The sequence below is a fragment of the Acidobacteriota bacterium genome (assembly GCA_009861545.1).
Lineage (GTDB): Bacteria > Acidobacteriota > Vicinamibacteria > Vicinamibacterales > UBA8438 > WTFV01.
This window is the reverse complement of the sequence record VXME01000058.1, coordinates 50,546-71,808: the sequence shown is the minus strand read 5'-3', so window position 1 is coordinate 71,808 and position 21,263 is coordinate 50,546. Positions and strand designations below refer to the sequence as shown.

Annotated in this window: 18 protein-coding genes; 6 read left to right on the top strand and 12 right to left on the bottom strand. The window is 69.6% G+C overall.

What is annotated here, in order from left to right; genetic code table 11:
• Positions 1-45: 45 nt before the first annotated feature.
• A complete protein-coding gene (locus F4X11_08990) occupies positions 46-891 on the bottom strand; it encodes a citryl-CoA lyase (protein MYN65150.1) in 846 nt (281 codons plus the stop codon).
• A gap of 21 nt (positions 892-912) precedes the next feature.
• Positions 913-1,437, bottom strand: coding sequence for a hypoxanthine phosphoribosyltransferase (gene hpt, locus F4X11_08985; protein ID MYN65149.1), 525 nt, complete (start codon positions 1,435-1,437; stop codon positions 913-915).
• A 98-nt stretch (positions 1,438-1,535) separates the two neighbouring features.
• Between hpt and F4X11_08980 the strand changes: the two genes are divergently transcribed.
• On the top strand, positions 1,536-3,014 hold the full coding sequence (locus F4X11_08980) for a DUF3179 domain-containing protein (protein MYN65148.1): 1,479 nt from the start codon (positions 1,536-1,538) through the stop codon (positions 3,012-3,014).
• Positions 3,015-3,081: 67 nt separating this feature from the next.
• Here F4X11_08980 and F4X11_08975 read toward each other — a convergent pair whose 3' ends face one another.
• Positions 3,082-3,567 carry a hypothetical protein gene (locus tag F4X11_08975; GenBank protein ID MYN65147.1) on the bottom strand — a complete coding sequence of 162 codons (486 nt, stop codon included), beginning with the start codon at positions 3,565-3,567 and terminating at the stop codon, positions 3,082-3,084.
• Between the two features lie 123 nt (positions 3,568-3,690).
• Here F4X11_08975 and F4X11_08970 point away from each other — a divergent pair, with 123 nt between their 5' ends.
• Together F4X11_08970 and F4X11_08965 are read left to right on the top strand one after the other, a co-directional pair.
• A complete protein-coding gene (locus F4X11_08970) occupies positions 3,691-3,945 on the top strand; it encodes a redoxin domain-containing protein (GenBank protein MYN65146.1) in 255 nt (84 codons plus the stop codon).
• A gap of 18 nt (positions 3,946-3,963) precedes the next feature.
• Positions 3,964-4,272 (top strand): redoxin domain-containing protein, encoded by a 309-nt coding sequence (locus F4X11_08965; protein MYN65145.1) that lies wholly within the window; start codon positions 3,964-3,966, stop codon positions 4,270-4,272.
• A gap of 267 nt (positions 4,273-4,539) precedes the next feature.
• Here the strand turns inward: F4X11_08965 and tatA are convergent, their stop codons facing one another.
• Positions 4,540-4,707, bottom strand: coding sequence for a twin-arginine translocase TatA/TatE family subunit (tatA, locus tag F4X11_08960; protein ID MYN65144.1), 168 nt, complete (start codon positions 4,705-4,707; stop codon positions 4,540-4,542).
• Between the two features lie 159 nt (positions 4,708-4,866).
• Here tatA and F4X11_08955 point away from each other — a divergent pair, with 159 nt between their 5' ends.
• Both F4X11_08955 and F4X11_08950 read left to right on the top strand, forming a co-directional pair.
• Positions 4,867-6,384 carry a DASS family sodium-coupled anion symporter gene (locus F4X11_08955; protein MYN65143.1) on the top strand — a complete coding sequence of 506 codons (1,518 nt, stop codon included), beginning with the start codon at positions 4,867-4,869 and terminating at the stop codon, positions 6,382-6,384.
• A 132-nt stretch (positions 6,385-6,516) separates the two neighbouring features.
• Positions 6,517-7,560 carry a hypothetical protein gene (locus F4X11_08950; GenBank protein MYN65142.1) on the top strand — a complete coding sequence of 348 codons (1,044 nt, stop codon included), beginning with the start codon at positions 6,517-6,519 and terminating at the stop codon, positions 7,558-7,560.
• A gap of 87 nt (positions 7,561-7,647) precedes the next feature.
• Here the strand turns inward: F4X11_08950 and F4X11_08945 are convergent, their stop codons facing one another.
• The 8 genes from F4X11_08945 to F4X11_08910 form a co-directional block, all read right to left on the bottom strand.
• The gene (locus F4X11_08945) at positions 7,648-9,561 is read right to left on the bottom strand and encodes a CocE/NonD family hydrolase (GenBank protein MYN65141.1); all 1,914 of its coding nucleotides are present in this window, start codon (positions 9,559-9,561) and stop codon (positions 7,648-7,650) included.
• A gap of 46 nt (positions 9,562-9,607) precedes the next feature.
• Complete coding sequence (locus tag F4X11_08940) at positions 9,608-9,889, bottom strand: hypothetical protein (protein ID MYN65140.1); 282 nt, start codon at positions 9,887-9,889, stop codon at positions 9,608-9,610.
• A 67-nt stretch (positions 9,890-9,956) separates the two neighbouring features.
• The gene (locus F4X11_08935; GenBank protein MYN65139.1) at positions 9,957-11,417 is read right to left on the bottom strand and encodes an amidohydrolase family protein; all 1,461 of its coding nucleotides are present in this window, start codon (positions 11,415-11,417) and stop codon (positions 9,957-9,959) included.
• Positions 11,418-11,461: 44 nt separating this feature from the next.
• Positions 11,462-13,480 carry a PQQ-binding-like beta-propeller repeat protein gene (locus F4X11_08930; GenBank protein ID MYN65138.1) on the bottom strand — a complete coding sequence of 673 codons (2,019 nt, stop codon included), beginning with the start codon at positions 13,478-13,480 and terminating at the stop codon, positions 11,462-11,464.
• A gap of 37 nt (positions 13,481-13,517) precedes the next feature.
• The gene (locus tag F4X11_08925; GenBank protein MYN65137.1) at positions 13,518-13,943 is read right to left on the bottom strand and encodes a type II toxin-antitoxin system VapC family toxin; all 426 of its coding nucleotides are present in this window, start codon (positions 13,941-13,943) and stop codon (positions 13,518-13,520) included.
• Entirely contained in the window at positions 13,940-14,233 is a 294-nt protein-coding gene (locus tag F4X11_08920) for a type II toxin-antitoxin system prevent-host-death family antitoxin (protein MYN65136.1), read from the bottom strand. The genes F4X11_08925 and F4X11_08920 overlap by 4 nt, the downstream gene beginning before the upstream one ends.
• Positions 14,234-14,364: 131 nt before the next feature.
• Positions 14,365-15,768 (bottom strand): DUF1552 domain-containing protein, encoded by a 1,404-nt coding sequence (locus F4X11_08915; GenBank protein ID MYN65135.1) that lies wholly within the window; start codon positions 15,766-15,768, stop codon positions 14,365-14,367.
• Positions 15,765-17,603: a DUF1592 domain-containing protein gene (locus tag F4X11_08910; protein ID MYN65134.1), complete on the bottom strand. Its 1,839-nt coding sequence runs from the start codon at positions 17,601-17,603 to the stop codon at positions 15,765-15,767. The genes F4X11_08915 and F4X11_08910 overlap by 4 nt, the downstream gene beginning before the upstream one ends.
• On the opposite strand from F4X11_08910, the gene F4X11_08905 reads away from it, so the two are divergent.
• Entirely contained in the window at positions 16,968-21,239 is a 4,272-nt protein-coding gene (locus F4X11_08905) for a hypothetical protein (GenBank protein ID MYN65133.1), read from the top strand. The genes F4X11_08910 and F4X11_08905 overlap by 636 nt on opposite strands.
• The last annotated feature ends 24 nt before the right edge of the window (positions 21,240-21,263 follow it).

The following is a 21,263-nucleotide window of genomic DNA, read 5'->3' as shown; positions in this document are numbered from 1 at the left end:
CCTTTCTCGCGGCAGTGGCTTTCGACGGATCCCTTCCTGATCGCGTCACAGCGGCGAGTCCGGCAGGCGCCGCTCCCCCGGCCCGTCGTAGAAGTGCTGCGACGGATCGATGGGGCGCATCGCGTCCTGCCGCCGCTGCTCTTCGATGGCGTGCGTCACCAGACCGGGCACCCGCGAAATCGTGAAGAGCATCGTGGCGGTCTGGGCGTCGAGGCCGAGGTCGCCTGCCACGGCGGCGATGGCGCCGTCCGCGTTCAGCGACATCCGCGGCCGGCCGGCCGCGGCTTGCCGCTCTGCCAGCTCCTGCTCCACCGCGCGGGCGAGCTGGGTATGCCCTCCCTCGAGCTCCAGCTCGAAGGCGAGCTGCATCAGACGCGCGGCGCGCGGGTCCCGGCGGTGCCGGCGATGGCCGAATCCGGGCGGATTCTGCCCGCTGCCGGCGCGTTGATCCAGCAGCCGGCGCGCCGCGTCGTCGTACGACACCCAGTCGCCCACCAGCGCGAGCCCGTCGTCGAGAAACCGCATGCAGCCTTCTATACTCCCCCCGCCGCCGAGGGGCGAGCCGAGAGCCAGCATGCCGGCCGCGGCGGCGGCGCGCAACGGGGCCCCGGTGCCCGCGACGTGCCGCGCGGCCAACGTCGAGGGCGGCGTCGCGCCATGATCCAGCGACGCCACCAGCAGGGCGTCCATCACGCGGCTCACCGTCGGCGAAGCGATCTCACCGGTGATCAGCAGGTAGATGGCGTCCCCGAACGACAGTCGGCCCATCAACTCGTCGAGGGGGTACCCGCGCACCAGGATCTTGTCCGGTTCGACCTGGGTGATGGCGGTCGGCCAGCGGCCGGCCGGCGGCCGATTCGGGGGCGCGTTCGGTGTCTGGGAACTGGACATCGAGCTTCTCGCTTCGGGCTATCATGCCCCAATGACCGCCAGATAGGGTAGATGACGGTGCTCCTCGTTGTGATCGAGGCCGTATCCGACCACGAACCGGTTCGGGATACGAAAGCCGACCAGGTCCACCGGCACGTCGGTCCGCCGGCGCGCCGGCTTGTCGAGAAGCGTCACGGTGTCGAGGCTCCTGGGCCGCGCCGCGATGAGATTCCGCCGCAGGGTCTGCAAGGTCAGACCCGTGTCCACGATGTCCTCCACGATGACGATGTGCCGGTCACGGAGATCGGAGCTCGGGCCGTGAAGCAGCCGTGGCGTTCCCGACGTGGTGCTGGCCGAGCCGTAGCTCTGCATCCTGACGAAATCGATGGTGACCGGCCGCGGCATCGCCCGTACGAGATCGGCCAGAAACATGAAGCTGCCACTCAGCACGGCGACGAAGTGCGGCGTGGCGCCGGCCGGAAAGCGGCCGTCGAGGCTGATCGCGAGCTCGGCCACACGGTTGCGGATCTGCTCGGCGGTGTACAGCGGCACCGGAACCCTGGACATGGGACGACGCAGGCGAGAGTACACCATCGGGACGGCGGCGCGGCGCGGGCGGCCGTCGCGCGTCCGGATGCGCCGGAACGACCGAAAGAGGGTGCAAGATGAAGCGATCCATCGCCGCCGCCGGTGTCGTGCTGTTCCTCGCGGCAGGCTCGACAGCGTGGGCGCAGCCGGCGCCTGCCGGTGGACATCCGGACGTTCGCCTCTTCTTTCAGGCGATCCACGATGACGGCGACATCGCCGATGCGGCGCTGGAACAGATCGCGGCACGCTGGCGGAACGGCTACGCCGGGATCATCTGGGACCTCGTGCGGTTCATGCAGCCCCCCCGCCGGCCGGCGGTCCGGCCCCCGGGTCTGGGCGCCGATCCGACGAATCCCGGCGCCGGCGACCGATTGGAATGGATACAGCCGGAACACCCGAGCACCCGGGTGTGGCGGCGGTTGATGCGGTTCCTCGAGCGGCAGACCGGCCAGCGCTTCCGCGGGGACATTCGGCGGGCGCACCAGTGGATCTGGGACCAGCCGTACGATCCGCATCCGGACTACGGCTTCTTCAAGGGGCAGTGGTACGCCCAGATGGATCCTCGTTTCGCCGACTTCTTTCCACGCCGCGTGTTCTCGACCATCCGGCTGGACGAGATCGACTGGGGCGGCGTGGACGTCAACGGCATTCCGCCGTTGGAGTACCCCGCCCACCTGGCGGCCGGCGAAGCGGACTACCTCGATGACGACCACGTCGTGTTCGGCGTCGCGGCCGGCGGCGAGACCCGCGCCTATCCGAAGCGGATCCTGGCCTGGCACGAGATGGCGCTCGACCGGCTGGGCGGCGTCGAGTTGACCATCGTCTACTGCACGCTGTGCGGCACCGTCATTCCCTACGAGAGCGTGGTCGAGGGCGAGCACATCCGGTTCGGGACGAGCGGCCTGCTGTATCGATCCAACAAGCTGATGTTCGATCACGGCACCCGCAGCCTGTGGAACACCTTCGAGGGCGTTCCGGTGCTCGGCACGCTGGTCGGGTCCGGCAGGCGGCTGACGCACCGGTCGGTCGTCACCACCACCTGGGGCGAATGGCGCCGCATGCATCCCGACACGACGGTTCTCTCGCTCGACACCGGTCACCGGCGGGACTACCGCGAAGGGGTCGCCTACCGCGCCTACTTCCGGACCGACGACCTGATGTTCGACGTCCCGGAGCGCGACGATCGGCTCGACAACAAGGACGAGGTGCTGGTCATGCTTCTCGAGGACGCCCGGGGCGCCCGCCGGCCCCTGGCCGTCTCGGCCGACTTCCTCGAGGACCACCGACTCCACCTGGAAGAGCACGCCGGGCGCCGTCTTCTCATCGTGACGAGCCGCGAGGGCGCGAACCGCGTCTACGACGCCGGCTCGACGAACTTCGAGCGGCTCGCCGGAGACCTCCTCGTCGTCGACGCGGAGGGCGGCCGCTGGCAGGTGACGGAGGATGCGCTGATCGATACGTCGGACCCGGCGCGGCAAGCGCCGCGGGTGGCGGCGCAGCGCGCGTTCTGGTTCGGCTGGTACTCGCAGTTCCCGGAGACGCGCCTGGTCCGTTGATGTGCGCCGCTCGTCTCGCGGTTCGCCCGGGCCTGTGCGCCGTCCCGCCGGACGTCGCGCGACGCGGCTATTCCCCGAACCTGAGGGGTCGGTAGCCGCCGTCGGGCGTCCATTGCACCCGACCCACCGCGTCGGACGCTCCGGGGCGGTGGAAGTAGACCAGCGCTTCGAGGAGTTGCGCCGCGGCCGGGGTTACGGCCTCGCGGGCGATCTCGGTCATGTCGTCGAGCCTCTCCGTCTCGACGATCATCATCAGCACGCCGGAGACCGAATTGACGCTGACGACACGCCAACCCGGGCCGCCCATGACGGGTTGGCCCGGTCGCGGGCCGGCGGCCGGGGGAGCGGGGCGCTGCAACGTGTCGCCGCGCGGCAGCGCCGGGGCGTCCACCGCCGGCGGGTCGGCGGAGAACCTGTCGACCTGGATTGCGACCGTGGCCAGCGCGCCGAGAGTCACCACGGTTGCGCCCGTCGCGGCCAACCGCGGCAGGAGGCGCGGACGGCTCGCCGGCCGACCGGCCGGCCGCGGGTCCGGTTGCGCCGGGGAGTTCATGCGGTCCCTTCCGCCGGCGCGTCGTCCGCCGTGGCGTCACTGCGCTGCGGGTCGCGGTCCGGTCCGCTGGCCGAAGCGGTGGCGGCTGCAATATCCTGTGCGTATCGAGAGTGCAAGGGATACATGCAGGCGCGGAGCGAGGCGCGCCCGCACCAGCGAAGGAGTACAGGACGCATGAAACGACTGTGCGTGTCGGCTGCCCTTCTGGCCGTCGTCGTGTGCGGCGCCGGCGGCGCGCTGGCGGCTGATCTCGAGGTCGGCGACGTCGCGCCGCCCTTCGAGTTGCCGGGCAGCGACGGGAACACCCACACCCTGGCCCAGTACGAGGGCACGACCGTCGTGCTGGCGTGGTTTCTCAAGGCCTTCACCGGCGGTTGAACGGCCGAGTGCGAGTCGCTGCGTGACTCCAGCGACCAACTGAACCAGTTCGACATCCGGTACTTCATGATCAGCGTCGACGACGCGGAGACCAATCGGCGGTTCGCCGAATCGCTCGACGCGAACTTTCCGATCCTGAGCGATCCCGGCCGGGGCGTCGCCGACGCGTACGGCGTCATGAACGCGGCGTGGTCGATGCCCAACCGGTGGACGTTCATCATCGGTCCCGACGGGAAGATCCTCAGGATCGACAAGCGGGTGAGCATGTCGCGGGCGGGACAGGAGCTCGTCGCCCACCTCACCGAGCTGGAGGTGCCCCGCAAGTAGGCCACCCATGCGAGAGTGGGTGTGGTTGTGACGGTGGAGGGCGCCGGTATGTCGTCCGCCGTCTTCGCCTCGTTTGGGAGCGCCGTCGATCAGGGTCCCCTGGGGGGGGAGTCTTCTGCCGGCGACGCTCCCTGCGCAGGCTCGCCCGGCAGCCCCGAGGCCACGCTGGCGAGACTCGCCGCGGGACGCCGTGTCCGGCCTCAGCCCCCATCGCTCCAGGAGCCGGCAACGCAGAACTTGCTTCGCTGCGTTCTACGGCGCAGGCGACTAGTTCGATTCGGAGCTCTCCGACTTCTCGTCGACTTTCATCTCGTCCTTGAATCCCCGGATCGCCTGGCCCAGTCCCTTGCCGAGACCGGACAACCGATTGGCGCCGAAGATGAGGATCACGATGACGAGAATGATGATCAGTTCCATCGGGCCGATGGGACCAATCAGCGCGAGCATCAGTTCAGGGTGCATCGTATGACCTCTCTCTGCGTTACCCGATTGTAGATCGATTCCTCCAGGCAATCTCACCGCGCGGCGGCGGTTCCGCGTTCCCGCCCGATCCGGACACGAGCCGACCCGTTTCGTGTTACGTTAGGCGGCCAGATGACGGATACGCCCGGTTCCGACGTGCAGGCGGTGCAGGACGCACAGGCCCGGTTCGACGAGCAGCGCCGCCGGGTCGGCCTGCTGCTCGGGCCGGCGCTGTTCCTGCTGGTGCTCCTCCTTCCGTTCGGCAGCCTGACCCCGGAGGGGCATCGGCTGGCGGCGGTCATGGCGCTGGTCATCGTCTTCTGGACCACCGAGGCATTGCCGCTGGCCGTCACCGCACTGCTCGGTCCGGTGCTGGCCGTCATGCTGCGCGTGGCGCCGGTGCGGGACGTCCTTGCGCCGTTCGCCAATCCGCTGATCTTCCTCTTCATCGGCAGCTTCATCCTGGCCCAGGCGCTGTTCGTGCATCGCGTGAACGAACGGATCGCCTACGGAGTCCTGTCGTGGCGCTTCATCGGCGCCCGGCCGACCCGCATTCTCGTGGCCTACGGCGCCCTCGCCGCGTTCCTGTCGGCCTGGATGAGCAACACCGCCACGACCGCCATGCTGGTGCCGATCGGGGTGTCGCTCGTCGTCTTCATGGAGTCCGAGGGGAAGCTGCCGAAGCACTACGGCACGGCCCTCATGCTGATGACCGCCTACGGCTGCTCCATCGGCGGCATGGCGACGCCGGTTGGCACGCCGCCCAACATCATCGCCATCGGGTTCATCGGCGAGCAGCTCGGCGTCCGCATCTCGTTCGTCGAGTGGATGCTGCTCGCGGTTCCCGTGACGGCCATCTTCATGGGCATCGTGTTCGTCTACCTGAACTGGGTCGGACGGACCGGCATCACCGAGATCCCGGGGGCGGAGGCGATCATCGCCGAGCGGCAGCGCGCGCTCGGCCCCTGGAAGCCGGGCGAGCGGAACGCGGTCATCGCGTTCGGGGTGACCGTGCTGCTCTGGATCGGGCCCGGCCTGTTGCCGCTGCTTCTGGGGCGCGAGCACCCGTTCGCGGTGGCGGTGCTCTCCAGCGTGCCGGAGTCGGTGGCGGCGCTGACCGGCGCCGTCCTGCTCTTCCTGCTGCCGGTCAGCAGCACCCAACGGTCGACGCTGACCTGGAAGCAGGCCGCGCAGATCGACTGGGGCACCATCCTGCTCTTCGGCGGCGGGCTCTCGCTCGGGACGCTGTCCGGGGCCACGGGGCTCGCGCAGGTGGTCGGCGAGGGGATTACCGGTCTCGTGCCGTCCAACGGCGTGGTTCCCATCACCTTCGCGGCGACGCTCTTCACGGTGGTGCTTTCCAACACGATGTCGAACACCGCCGCCGCCAACATCGCGGTGCCCATCGTGATCTCCATCGCCGTGGCCGCCGGCGTCGATCCGATCACGCCGGCCGTCGCCGCGGCTCTCGGCGCGTCGGTGGCGGTGGTGCTGCCGGTGTCGACGCCTCCCAACGCCATCGTCTACGCGTCCGGCCGCATCCCCATCACCCGCATGATCAAGTACGGTCTCCTGATGGGGGTTCTCGCCATCGTGCTGGTGCCGATCGTGACGCTGGCGATGATGAGCCTCGTCGGCATCGGGGGCTGATCGCGCGCTTGCGCGATCCGGCCGCCGGGTCCTATCGTCTCGGTACCGGACAGCGACGAGGGTTTCCGTGGCGGGACTTCGCGATTTCGCCGCGGCTCCGAGGATGACCCAGGTTTCTCAAGGGAGGTCGACATGAACAGGCAGCGCATGGCGGCGTGCATGGTGGCGGCGGCGCTGGCGGCGGCGCCGGCGGTGGCGGTGGCGCAGGCCCCGGAGGGCTGGACGGTTCCCCGCCTGGCGGACGGACGGCCGGATCTGCAGGGGGTCTGGGCGAGCGACTCGGCGACGCCGCTGCAGCGGCCGGAAGAGCTGGGAGACCGCGAGTTCCTCACCGACGAAGAGGTGGCGACACTGGCCGAGCACGCCAGCGAATACTCGGCCGTCGGGGGCGACGCGGTGTTCGGCGAGACGCCGTTCCGGCGGGCGTTGGCCGCCCTGGCGGCTGAGCCGGCAGACGAAGCGCAGGCTGCGAACCGGCCGCGGCGTCGATCGACCGGCAGCTACAACCAGTTCTGGATGAGCGGCCGCTGGTTCGAGAACCGCACGTCGCTGATCGTCGATCCGCCCAACGGACGCATGCCTCCCAGGACCCCGGAGGCGGAGGAGCGCGCTGCGCGGCAGCGGGCGGAGCGTACGTCGCCGCTGCCCGAGCGGCCGACCCTGGCCGACGAAATAGTGCGCATCGATCCGAACATCCGCTGTCTCGGCGGCGGCGTGCTGCTGAGCGGGCGCGGCTACAACAGCACGTACCAGATCTTTCAGACGCCCACGCAGGTGGCCATCCTGAAGGAGATGTACCACGAGACCCGGTTCATTCCGATCGGCGGCGCGGCGCCGAGCCGGCTCGGCCCGCCGAGCGCCGTGGGATCTTCGCGGGCGCAGTGGGAGGGCGACACCCTGGTGGTCGAGACCACGAACCTCTCGCGCGGCGCGAGCGGGTCGACGCGCGACGTGCACGTGACCGAGCGTTTCACCCGCGTTGGCCCGGAGCTGCTGCAGTACGAGTACACGCTGGACGATCCGGCCACCTGGACGGCGCCCTGGACCGCGCGCATCTTCATGCGGCCGTCGCCGGGCACCGGGGTGGTCTACGAGTTCGCCTGCCACGAGGGGAACTACGCGATCGAGCACGCGCTGCGCAACGCGCGGTTCCTGGAGGCGCAGCAGGGCCAGTAGGCTCCGGACCCGGAGCGGCGGCGCGCCCGATTTCGGGCTCGTTCGTCGCTCCGCCGATTCCGCCGAGAACCGCGGCGTTTCGGGGCGCTACGGCGCCGGGACGATGGGCAGGATCACGTGCGAAGGGTGGGCGGCCGCGTGGTGGATCGAGTTGTCCGCGCGAATCGCCCGCCGGTGCCGCCCGAGCGGCTCGCCGGTGTTCGGGTTGACGTCGAAGCGGGGGAAGTTGCTGCTCGATATGTCGATGCGGATCCGGTGGCCCGCCTGGAAGCGATTCGCCGTCGGGTAGGGCCGGATCTCGAACTCGTAGACCTCCCCCGGCGCCATCAACTCCGGCCGGCTCGGTGAGTTGCGATAGCGCGCTCGCAGGATCCCGTCGGTCACGTTCATGTCGAAGCCGGTGGGGAAGTCGCGGCTCGGCGGGTGGACGTCGACCAGCTTCACGGTGAAGTCCGTGTCGACCGCGGTCGACGACGCATACAGCCGGACCGTGACGGGACCGATGACCTCCACCGGTTCCTCCAGCGGCGCGGTCTGGAACACCACCACGTCGGGCCGCGTCCTCAGCGGCAGATAGGGCGGCCGCGATCCGTAGAAGCCGTTCTCCGAGCCGCCCCGGAGGCTTCGGAACTCGCGTTCCCGCTGATCGAAGGCGCCGCGCTTGAGCACGCCCGAGAACGAGCCGCCGATGGTCGGCACCGGGTGGGCCGGGTCGTAGGTGTAGGTGGTGGGCGGCACGCCGCCCGCCGGCGGGGTCGTGCGCAGCGTGCCGTCCGCGTGGAAATAGTAGCGGGTCGGTTCCGCCTCGGGCAGCGGCCACTCTTCGGCGTCGCGCCAGTAGCCGCCGTGGCGCAGCCGGCCGTTCTCGTCCCGGCGCCCGTCCCCCGTGCCCATCACGAACAGGCGGATCGGCGGCCAGTCGTCGGCCTCGGTGGGCCGGTCCTTCAGATGGCGGTCGAACCACTGCAGGTGCAGCTCCGTGGCGAAGTCGGGCAGCGCGGCCGCCGGTCCGAAGTCCACGTCGCCGGCGTAGGAGCGGGTGTTGCCGCCGTGCGTCCAGGGGCCGACCAGCAACCGCTGCGGTGCAGTCTTGGCCGCCGACAGTCCGCGGAAGTTCTCGAACATGCTGCCGCAGTAGGGGTCGTACCAGCCGGCGACGTGCAGCATCGGCACGTCCGCCGTCCGCCCGTAGTAGCGGCGCCAGCTCACGCCGATGCGATCCCAGTGCCGGAAGTCGGCGTCGGGATCGTCGTCGTCTCCGTGCGTCATCTGCGTGAGCACGTACTCCTCGAACTCGGGCGCCGCGGCCAGCGGACTGAGGCCCGGCCGCAGCGGCATCGCCGCGAACCAGTCCGCGACGTCTTCCGCCTCGAACGTGGCTCGCACCACCGGGTCGGGCGAGACCCGGAGCTGGCCGAAGGCCCAGCCGAGCTGCTGTCCCAACTCGAACGCGCCGTGGTTGCGGACCTTGTGCGCCCAGGGGCGGGAGATGCCCCCCTGGTTGAGCAGCAGCGCGCGCAGGTGCGGCGGATTCATCTTGGCCGCGTCGGCCTGCGTGTGCGCGCCGTAGGAGGTGCCGAACATGCCGACCTCGCCGGAGGTGTAAGGGAGCGTGGCGGCCCATTCGACCGTGTCGTAGCCGTCGGGGGCGTCGAAGTCGTGGTACTTCGAGAACGTGCCCTCCGACTCGTACCGGCCCCGCATGTCCTGCAGCACCACGACGTAGCCGCGCTCGACGAAGTACAGGCTGCGCTCGACGAGCCCGCGTCCGCTCTTGCCGTAGGGAGTGCGCTGCAGCAGGACGGGCAGCGGCTCCTCTACGGGTGCGCCGTCGCGCGCCGGCCGATAGACGTCGGTGCCGAGCCGGACGCCGTCGCGCATCGGGACCATGACATCCTCGGCGAACAGGACCGCCTCGTACGTCGCGGGGACCTGCGCCGGCGCACCGGTGGCGACTGCAAGCAACAAGACGATGGCTGGTCCGATCCGTGGTGTCTGCATTGCCGTGGGCCGCGGAAAGTGATGACGACTGGCAGTCTACGCCGTTCTACGGCGCAGACTCCTGGCGTGCGTGGTCGGGATTGCCGTAGTGCCGGATGAGAATACCCTTGAGCACCCCCATGTCCTCGCGAAGCACGCCTACATCCTCACGAAGGTGGTCGATCTTGCCTTCGACCCGGTCGATCCGCTGTCCCAGATTCTTGTGAGCCTCGTCGTTCTGCTTGATCTCTCGCCGGAGGAACCAGACCAGGAGGCCGAGCAGCAGTGTAATCACGCTGCCCAGGCCGGTCGTCACAAGTGAGAACTCTTCCGCGGTCACGAATTTCATGCTACCACGACGGCCGCGAGCGGCCTGTCGCGACATTGTGGCCGGAGGATCCCGGTGGCGGCCTGAACTACCGCACTCCCGCGTCCGGCCGCTTGTAGACCCGGCCGTCCTTTACGACGGCCACGACGTTGCGCAGGTCCCGCATGCTCAGCAGCGGGTTGCCGTCGACGACGATGATGTCGGCCAGCTTGCCGGGCGTGAGGCTGCCCAGCTCGTCTTCCAGCCCCAGGTACTCGGCGTTCCGCCGCGTGGCGGTGACCAGCACCTCCATCGGCGGGAACCCGAAGCCGGCCATCAGGTCCATTTCCTGCCAGGTGGCATCGGTGTGGAAGTTGAGCGGCGTGCCCGCGTCGGTGCCCACCAGCACCCGCACGCCCGCATCCCGGAGTTGGCGGAGCCTCGCGCCCAGCGCCTCGAAGCGGCTCACGCGCAGGCCGCCCCCGAAGTAGCCGAACCGCCGCGGGTTCTCGATGGAGCGCCGGATGTCCGCCCACAGGTCGGGCGGGGTCAGCGCGCGTGCCCGCGGGTTGTCGCGCCGGTCGGGCCATTCCGCGGTCAGGCCCTGCGCCATCGTCTGGATCATCGTCGGCACCACCCAGGTCCGCCGATCGACCAGGCCCTGGATGACGTCGGGATGGATGGCCGGGCTGTCTCCGGCCGCCAGGGACAGGTGTTCGATGCCGTCCTGGCCGGACCGGATCCGCATCAGCAGATCGTCGCGGTCGCCCACGTGCCCGGTGATCCGCAGGCCGTTCCGGTCGGCCTCGGCCGCGATCGCTCGCAACTGCGCCTCGGAGAGCCCCGTGTGGACTTTGATGATCCCGGCCCCCTGGGCGATGGCGGTGCGCGCGGCGGCCCGCGCCTCCTCGACGGTGCGGACGTTGACGGTGTGGGTACGGCGGTGGTGCCGTCGGACCTGCTCGTCGGTCCAGTTGGTGATCCAGCCCATGCTGGCGACGATGCGGGGGCCCGGGATCTCGCCGCTCTCGATCCGCTCCCGGGTCGTGATGAGCGCGTCCGGATTCCCCGCCAGGTCGACGGCCGTGGTGACCCCGCTCAGCAGGAGCTGTCGGGAGGAGACCGCCATGATGTCGGCGTAGTTCGGGCGGTGCGTTCCGTGCCAGTGCTGGTAGTCGGAGTGTCCGAGAATGTCCAGGTGGACGTGGGCGTCGATGAGTCCCGGCATGACGGTCATCCCCGTGGCGTCGATGACCTCGGCGTCGGCGGGTACGTCGAGCGCTTCCCGGCTGCCCGCGGCGACGATGCGGTCGCCGTCGACCAGGACGATGCCCCCGGACAGGGGTGGTCCCTCGTGTCCGTCGATCAGCAGGCCCCCGACGATGGCCAGCGTCGCGCTCTCGGGCTGCGTGTCGCGTTGGCCGTCGAACGGCTGCGCCAGGACGGGTTGCGTGCCTGCAAGGAACAGGACGACTGCCGCGCGGCAAACCGCCGGAACGGTTGCCGCCGGGAGCCGCGTACGTCGGGGGCGCGGTGCCGAAACCATGTGCGACCTCCAGAATCTCACCATCCGAGTCTCGCCCGCCAGTGGTCGCCTGCGGTTCCGCAAGGTGCTTACGAGGGCAGCCTGAACGCTACGTACTCGCCCGGGTAACCGCGCGCGCTGACGGCGAGGACGATGTACTGCCGCCCGCCGGCCAGATAGGTCATCGGCGAACCCGACTGCGGCGCCGGCATGAGGACCGCGCCCACCTCGTCGCCCGACGCCTTGTCGTAGGCGCGCAGCATCGCGCCGCGCCCGCCGGGGGTCTCGTGGAAGCCGCACTCGCCCATCACGATCAAGGTGGCGGTGACGAGCGGACCGATCAGATGGGTACACGGCTCGCCCGTGCGCGGGATTTCCAGCCCCTGCAACGCCGGGTGGTTCTTCACCAGATCCGGCGTCTCACCGTGCGGCCGCTGCCACAGGATGTCGCCCCGGTCGAGGTCGATTGCGGAGAGACGCCCGTAAGGCGGCTTCACTAGCGGTAGCCCGCGCACGTTGAGGGCGCGCAAGCCCCCGTGTCCGACCCCGTACTGCGCGGTCCCCTTGACGTAGCGCATATCCGACACGTCGGGCCCGGGGCTGGGAATCAGCTCCCAGGAGTAGAATCCGGTGCGCGACGGCACATAGAGGATGCGGGTCTCCGGGTCGTAGCCGCCGCCCGGCCAGTTGGTGCCGCCGCTGCCGGCGCCGAGCCCCAGCGTGGCGATGGGCCCCTCGGGCCGGCTGACGACCGGCGGCGTGAACAGCGGTCCCAGCTTGTAGCGGGAGACGAGCTCGACCGCCTCGGCGCGCAGTTCGGGCGTGAAGTCGATCAGGTCGTCGATGGACGCCCCCTGGCGGTCGTAGGCCGGCGGTCTGGTCGGGAACGGCTGCGTCGGCGAGTACCATTCGCCCGGGACGTCTCCTTGCGGCACCGGCCGCTCCTCGATCGGCCAGACCGGCTCGCCCGTGACCCGGTCGAAGACGTAGAGGAACGCCTGCTTGCCGGGCTGCGCCACCGCCCGAATCTCCTGCCCGTCGACGGTGATGTCGGCCAGGATCGGCGGGCTGGCCATGTCGAAGCCCCAGAGGGGATGGTGGACGAGCTGGAAGTGCCACAGCCGCTCGCCGGTCAGCAGATCGACGGCCACGAGGCTTTCGCCGAAGAGGTTGTCGCCCGGGCGGTGTCCGCCGTAGTAGTCGCCGGTCGGGGACTCGACCGGCAGATAGGCGATGCCCAGCTCGGCGTCGGCGGAAATCTGCGTCCAGACGCCGTTGTTGCCGTTCGTGCCCCATGAATCGCCGAGCCACGTGTCGGCGCCGAACTCGCCGGGGCGGGGAACCGTGTTGAAGGTCCACAAGCGCCGGCCGGTGCGGACGTCGAACGCCTGCACGAGTCCCTTGATGTGATTGTGGGTGGGGGGTGCGGCCCCGTCGGCGAAGGTGCCGCCAACGACCACGACGTCGCGCGCCACCGTCGGGGTGGCGTTCGAGCCGATGGCCCCGGTGACCGGATCGATCCGCCGCCCGTCGCCGACGAAGGCGGCTGCCTTCAGGTCGACGGCGCCGCCGAATCCGAAGTCGGGAATCCGCTCGCCGGTGACCGCGTTCAGCGCCACCAGGCGAAAGCCGATGGTGACGTACAGGATGCGCGCCTCCCGGCCGTCGGACCAGTACGCGAGTCCGCGGCCCGACAGGCGGCGCGGCGATGCCGCGGCCCGCTCGCCCTCGTCCTCCCGGTGCATCCAGAGCAGCTCGCCGGTCGCGGCGTCGAGCGCGACCACGGTGCGGCGCGTGCCGCCGGTGGCGTAGAGCACCCCGCCGGCCATCAGCGGCGTCCCCTCCAGCTTGAACTCGGGCGCGGGACCGAGATTGTCCGTCCTGAAGCGCCAGGCCAGCTCGAGGGCGCCGAAGTTCAAGGCGTCGATCTCGTCGAGCGGCGAGTAGCGCGTGTGTCCGGCGTCACCGCCGTAGCTGGGCCACTCGCCCTGTTCCGTGCTCAGGGTTCGATGCGCGGACTCGTCATCCGCCGGCTGGGCGGCGGCCGGGGCCGGCAGCAAGAGCAACGCGAGCGCGATGGGCGTGGACGCGAAGCGACGCTTGGACATGCCTCGTATCATACGACCGGCATGCGGGTTCCGGCGATCACGCCGACCAGGGATTGAGAACGGGGACCTTCGCGGCGCGGAAGTCGTTCTCGTTGCGCGTGCAGACGGTCAGCGCATGCACCTGCGCGGTCGCGGCGATGAAGAGATCCGGCTGACTGAACGTGATCGACTGCTTCCTGCCGCGGGCGACCATGCGGCGCCATTCCAGGATTACGTCTTCGTCCACCGGGAGGATGCGCCGTGCGAACCACGGCCTGAGTCCGCCGTCGAGCCAGCTCTCGAGCTCCTGCCGAAACGCCGGATCCGACTGGCGTTCGATCCCGTACCGAATCTCGGCGAGCGTGACCGTGCTGAGGAAGAGGCTGTCGGGCGGCTGCGCATCCGACCACGCCTTCACGCGCGCGGCAGGACGCGTCTTGCGCAGCTCGGACACCACGTTCGTGTCGAGCAGCCAGCCGTTCAAAGGTCGACCTCGCGAACCGGGCTCCGGACGCCTTCGTCCCCGAACTCCAGGCGGTTCAGCGGGGAACCGGACAGAAGATCATGCAGGCTCGGTGCGGAGTGTCTGGCCCGGAGACTGTCGAATTCATCGGCCGCCACGACGACTACCGCGGACCCTCCGCGCACCGTGACCCGTTGCGGCTGGCCCGAGGCGGCGAGGCGGACTACCTCGCTGAACCTGGCCTTGGCCTCTCCGAGCTTCCAGCGCTGCCGAGTCGGCTTGGCATACCGCTCGGACGGGGATTCGGCCATCGGGGAGCCCTCCTGTGACTAACATGGTCAAGAATACATGGAATGGACCACAGCCGTCGACCAGCCGTGGTTACTGCTCCCCCGGAGGACGGTTCTTCGAGCGGTGGCGCAGCGCGACGCTGCTGGAAGGTCTATGCCGTCAGCCTGTCGAGCGGGCCCGACACGTCGACGAAGTCGCCGCGCTGCCCGCGCACCTGCCGCAGCCCGACGTGATCGACGGGCAGACCCATCGCGCGAGCCACGCTCACCAGCAGCCGCTGGTGAGGCACGCCGGCGAATCGGGTCCTGCCGCCTGACGCGATGTGCGGTGGAACTCGCATCTGCACGGGCGTCCGGTGGGGCCAGTGCAGGTAACGCCCGCTCCGGAACGCCCACGAGCCGCCGATCAGCACCGGGTTGTAGCGGCTGTAGCCGTGCCAGCCGTCGCCGAGCTCGGAGCCCCAGACGATGAGCGTGTTGTCCATGACCGAGCCGCCGCCGGCGTCCGGGATCGCTTCCAGGGTGTCGACGAGCCGCGCGACCTGCCGGGCGTGGTGTCGCACGTAGTCGCTCATCGCGGCGTGCTTGGCCGGGTCTTCGTAGATGTAGTGCGCGATGCCCTTGTGCACCTTGTCGCTGATGTGATCCGCGCCGAACTCCGTCGTCGGCATCTCGCCGAGGGAGAGGGAGACCACCCGGGTGATGTCGCAGCCGAACGCCGCGGCGATGATGTCCGCGAAGGCGTCGAAGCGCCGGTCGTACTGCTCGAACGCGGCGGCCGGCCGCGGCGGGGCATCGCAGGCCAGGGTCGCCAGACCTTCCAGCCTGCGGCCGAGCCGGTCGACGAGCCCGAAATGGGACTCGATGCGCGCCCGCTCGGCGGCGCCGAAGCGGGCAGCGAAGGCGCGGTACTCGCGGTACGCGAAGTCGAGCGTGTCGCGCCGGCGCGCGCCCACCGCGTCGCCGGAAGACGCCGGTCCGAATACCCGTTCCCACGCGCGCAACGGTGTGTTCTCGGCCGGCAGCCGCACGCCGCCGAGGTTGTAGGCGATGGGCCGGCCGGCCTCGAGCGCCGCATCCACCGACAGCTCCAGCGACGGCAGCCGGTCGGGCCGTGCGACGTGCGCGGCCACGAGCTGGTCCAGCGACGCGGAAGTCGAGCGCGTGTCCCGCCCCGAGAAGTCGGCGTTGTTGCCGGTCCAGGCGTGGATCCAGCCCCGGTCGTGGCGGTTTCCCCCGGCGTCGAGCTCCGCCGTCGCCAGCGACAGGCCGTCGAGGACGAGCAGTCGGCGCCGGTGCGGGTGGAGGGGGGCCAGCGGCGCGCTGAGATCGCGCTCGGTCAGAGGCGTCAGATCGAGTGACCAGGGCCGCGTCTCGGGCATCCCCGGCGGACGCATGCGCCAGTCGGCGTACGGCCACCCGTGGCAGTGACTGATCAGGACGAGCCGCCGGGGCGGCGCGGCGGTTTCGGCCGCGGCGCGCAGCACGCCGCCCGGCCACGCGGCTCCGAGTGCCGTAAGGCCGCCCGCCCGAAGAAGATGCCGCCGCGAGATCATCTGGCCGCTCCTCGGACTTGCGTCGTCGAACCTCGGCGAAACAGGTCGCTGCCGGCAATCGAGACCAGCAACTCCTCGATCGAGTCGTGTTCCCGGAAGCCCTGCTGAATCGACCGCAGCTCCGGGGTGCCGGCGTCGATCCGGTCGCCCAGAGCATAGCGCGTCCAGTGCAACGCGTAGCAATCGCGTACGCGGTCGCTGGCCGCGAGCTGATGGACGAAGTCGATGGCGTCAGCGAAGGTGAACGTCTCACCGCCGGGCAGCGTCAGGGAGCCGCTCGCGTCCACCGGCTGACCATTGTCGTGCGAGCGCCAGGCGCCGAGTGCATCGTAGTGCTCGAACGCGAAACCCGGCGGGTTGATTCGCCGATGGCAGGAAACGCAGGTCGGCGGAGCCGTAGCGGCCGCGGTTCGCTGGCGGTTGGTGCTCTCGACCGCCAGCGAGTCGAGCGGCAGCGCGGTCTCGGCGCCCTGAACCGGTGTTCCCAGCTCCGTGCAGGCGATGCGCTCCAGCACGTGCACGCCCCGCAGGATCGGCCCGGGCTGCACGGCGTAGGCGCCGACGGCGAGGACCGAAGGGTGCGTCAGGATCCCGGCCCGTTGGTCGGGCGGGAACGCCGCCGCGTAGAGCGGCAGCGGTTTCTCCCGGCCGATGGACGCCGCCACGAACTCGATCTGCCGGGTCACCGCCGGCCGGTCGGTGAGTCGCGTGGCGCCCGCGCCGTAAATCGGCGCCGTGGCGTCCGACAGGTAGCCGTGGTGGTCGGTCATCAGGGCGGTGAACGTGCCGTCGCCGTCGAAGATGGTCTGCTCGACGAAGAGCTCGGTCTCCAGCTTCAGCGAGTGCCGCACCGGTCCCAGGACGGTCGGCCACTCGACATCGTCGTCGCGCGCCGTCTCCAGCTCCGGCTCGATGCCGAAGCGCGGCCCGAAGGCGCGGCGCGCGGGCGCGATGCGCAGCACGTCGTCGGTTCCGAGCCACTGGTTGTGGAAATGGACGACGGCGGGCCGGGCCTTCGAATCCTCCAGCATCCGTCGCGCCTGCCGTTCGATCTCCCGCCGCGTGGACAGCTCACCGGCCGCCGCGGCCGCGAACAGCTCGTCGTCCGGCATCGAATCCCAGAGGAAGTAGGAGAGGCGGGTCGCCAGCTCCCAATCCGTGGGTCCGCCCCCGGCGGTGTCGCCCCGCTCGAGCCGGAAGTGGAACGCCGGCGACTGCAGAATGCCGGCGACCGTGAGCGCGACTGCCTCATCGAACGGGTGGGCCGCGAGACTTGTTCGCAAGAATGCTCCGATCCGCTCGCGCTCGCCGCCGCGGAGCGGCCGGCGCCAGGCGCGCCCGGCGAACCGTTCGATGCTGGTCCACGCGCAGTCCTCCCGCTCGGCGGGCGACAACGCGGCCCGGTCGTCGCAGGCGAAGAACGTCGGCGACAGCAGCGTGAACGAGGCGAAGTGCATCGCCGCGAGGTGCAGCTCCTCGACCTGGTAGGACGACGGGCTCTGCCCTTGCGCGATTCCCTCGAAGCCGCCCGCACCCGGCTCGGACGGAAACCGCCAGGGCCAGACCGGGGGCGGCGGCGGGGGCAGGAAGACCCCCTTGCTCGCCGCGCGCCGCGGGCTCAGCGTGTCGGCCAGGGCCGGCCGCGGCGGCCAGCGCTCGCCGTCCCGCGGAAAACCGAGCAGGTCCGCGATGGTGTTGTTGTACTCGGTCGGGGTCAGCGCGAGGGGCGGGGTGCGTGCGAGGGCGTCCGGCGCGGCCGACGTGCGCGCCCGCTCCTGAGCGAAGCCGGTCGCGCCGAGCAGGACGGCGAGGGCGAGGGTAGCGGTGGACTTCATAGGTGGTGGAGGGAAGCCGTGTCCAAAGAGGGTAGCACCCCTTGCCCGGCCGAGACCGGGCACTGCCCGAGAGCCCACGGGGTGCGATTGTCGAGGGCATCGAAACGCTGTCGGACCATCCCGACCTGGGCCGCGTCGTTTCGAGTTCGAGCAGCCCGGAGCTTGCGTTCGAGAGGCAGGCAGGCGCTGCGCGGCGGAAAAAAAGGGGCTTGCAACCGGCGGGCGTCTGCGCTACGTTGCGATTTCGCGTCCTGCAAGCATCGAGGAGGAGCCTGGAGCCGAGAATCACGCAACAGCACACCTGTAGTCGTCGTCGCCGTAGTCGTCGTCGCCGTCCGCGTCGAATTCGAAGCATCGTGGCGCTCGTTTTTGGGGCGCTGGTCTTGGAAGGAGAGTGGAACAGTGCGAACGTTTACGACATTCCTGACCGTCGCCGCGCTCGTCGGCGTGACGGCGACACCGGCCGTGGCACAGCAGGGCCGCACGGAGCTCCGAGGGTCGGTCACCGACGAGACGGGGGGAGCCCTCCCGGGAGTGACCGTCTTCATCCAGAACGAGGCGGACGGGACCTTCCGCGAGGTCATCACCGGCGGTGACGGAAGCTACTTCGCGGCGCAGTTGCTGCCGGGGGTCTTCACGGTCACCGCCGCGCTGCCCGGTTTCAGCACGTTCCAGACGACCGGCTACGAGCTGCGGGTCGGGGCGACCGTCCCGCTCGACATCATCCTCGGCGTGGGCGCCCTCGAGGAGACGGTGACCGTCTCCGGGCAGGCCCCGCTGGTCGACCTCACCTCGGCAGAGGTGGGCGGCACCCTCGACAGCGGGGAGCTGACGGAGATGCCGCTGCAGAACCGTAGCGCGTTCGCCGCGATCTCGCTGCTGCCGGGGATCCAGTTCCTGCCGTCGGCCTCGCAGGGCGCCGACACGATCATCGCCAACGGCCAGACCGCCGCGGCCAGCTCGCTGAACTTCGACGGGGGCTCGAACAGCGGCTCCAGCAGCGGCGGCGCCCGCGGCAGCCAGGTCAGGATCGCGATCGAGTCGGTGCAGGAGTTCCAGGTCATCAGCGGCCAGTTCGACGCCGAGTTCGGCCGCTCCAGCGGCGCCGTCGTCAACGCGGTGACCAAGCGGGGCACGAACCAGTGGTCCGGCGCCGGCTTCAGCTACACCACCAGCACCAACATGACGTCGCGCAACTTCTTCAACGCCCAGCAGTTCGCCGAGGACCCGACCGTCGAGAAGCCATCGAACAACAAGTACGAGTTCGGCGGCGTCTTCGGCGGGCCGATCGTGCAGGACAAGGCGCACTTCTTCGTGAGCCTGGAGGGGCGGGTCGCCAACCCGGCCCGGGCGCAGGTCTTCGGCTCCCGTGGCCCGGGCCTGCCCGATCTGAGCTGGTCGTCGAACGAGGAGTGGCGGGCGTTGAACGCCATGTACCGGATAGACCACCAGATCAACGGCAACAACTCCTGGGCCCTGCGGTACGTCGACGAGTCGAAGCCGGAGCGCAACCAGCTCGGCACCCGCACCGTGATCTCGCCGCTCCAAAGAGAGGAAGACGATTACATCTGGGTCGGGAGCTACACCAGCGTCATCGGGAACAACGTCGTCAACACGGCGCGGGTCACCCGCGTCTTCGAGGCCCGCGGCGGCGGCCCTCCCGAATGGTACGAGCTGGGCGGGAACATCAGTCGCGACGGGCAGATGCGGAACCTCCCGCCCGCCTACATCTACAACAGCTACCAGGACTACGTGCCGTGGGCGTGGAATCGCGACGACTCGCAGTGGCAGTACAACAACACCACGTCGTGGTTCGTCCCCGACATGATGGGCGATCACGACTTCAAGTTCGGAGGCACCTACCACCACTCGGCCATCGACGACTTCGCCGCGCACTGGTTGGGCGGTGAATTCCATTTCGCGACCGACCTGCCGTTCGACCGCAACGACTACTCGACCTACCCTGAACGGCTCCGGATTCGCGTCGGCAACCCGGGCGGCAACAACTTCGCCTACCCCATCAACACGTTCGAGGCGTTCTTCCAGGACAAATGGACGCTGAACGAACGCTGGACGGTCGGGCTCGGCGTCCGGTGGGACGCGGAGCTGCTGAGCGCGCGGCGGACGGACAATCCGCTGATGGTGCCGGGGACCGACCCGCGCGACTGGAACAACATCTCGCCGCGGTTGTCGCTCGCCTACGACGTGACGGGCGACGGCCGGTCCGTCATCCGGATGGGCTACGGGCACTTCTACGACCGGACGCTCTTCAGCGGACTCGACAACGTCCTGCAGGATCCGATCATCACCGACTCCTTCGTCGCTTCCTTCCCCCGGGGCGGCGGCGACCAGGGCGGGGCGGAAGATCCCGGGCCGAGGAACGGCATGCCGATCCAGGATCCCGAGCTGGCGGGAGCCATGCGCATCGGCTCGGCGGCGGCCGGGGAGTGCGGGCCGGCGACCACGCGCGACGGCGTGGCAGAGTGCGTGCTGCTGAATCGCGACTTCATAGAGACGATCTACCCCACCGGCACGTCGACTCAATTCAACGAGGCCAACACCTTCATCGACAACTACCGGCGGCAGCAGCCGGTGTTCGCCCAGTTCACGGCGGGGTTCGAACGCGAGCTGATGCCGACGCTGTCGATCGGGGTCGACTACGTCAACATCCGGGGCAGCCAACTGCTCAACCGCATCAACTACGTGGCGCCGCTCCGCGATTCGATAGACGCTTCCTCCGATCTCACGTACTACGACGTGTTTCCGGAACGAGGTGGGGTCTACAACCGGACCGACACGGTGTTCTACCCGAGCTGTCCGCAGGCGGTGGCCGATGCCCATCTCTACAGCAGCAATCCCGCCATCATTCAAGCCGAGTGCGCGAAGGCGGATCCGGTGACCGGCATCGATCCGCGGACCGGCCTGCTGATCGGCGTCTGGGCGAAGGGCCGGCTGCTGTCGATCGAAAGCACCGGGTTCTCGTCCTACGACGGCCTGAACTTCTCGATGGAGAAGCGCTACTCGGACCGCTGGGGCATGCGGCTGTCGTACGCGCTCGGCTACTCGCGCGGCGACACTTTCGAGCAGTACGGCACCAACGGCATCAGCGTCAACGGCGTCCAGACCCAGGTCCTCGGCGACCTCAACATGGATGAGAACTGGCAGCCGGCGGAGCACGACCGCAAGCACGTCCTGACGCTGAGCGGGCGCACAGAGTTGGTGGGCGGGATCACCCTGAGCCCCATCTTCCGCTACATGAGCGCGAACCCGTTCACGATGTACAACAGCCTGTGGGATCTGGACCGGAACGGCACCAACTGGGACCCGATTCCCGCGGGGACGTACACGGGCGAGGGCCCCAACGCGTTCACGGTGGAGCACAACGGCCGGCAGGGCGGCGCCCGCCAGGGCAACTACATGAACATGGACCTGCGGTTCGGATGGCGGGCCCGACCCGCGGAGGGGGACACGCTCGACATCTACTTCGACCTCATCAACGTGTTCAATCGCCCGAACTTCTTCGTCGCGTCGTGGGCGAACGGGAACCAGAACGACAGCAACTTCGCACGCCATACGCTGCTGCGCTCCAACGGGATCCCGCGGCAGGCGAACTTCGGGATCCGATACGGCTTCTAGGCGGCGCGTACAGAGTCTGACCGG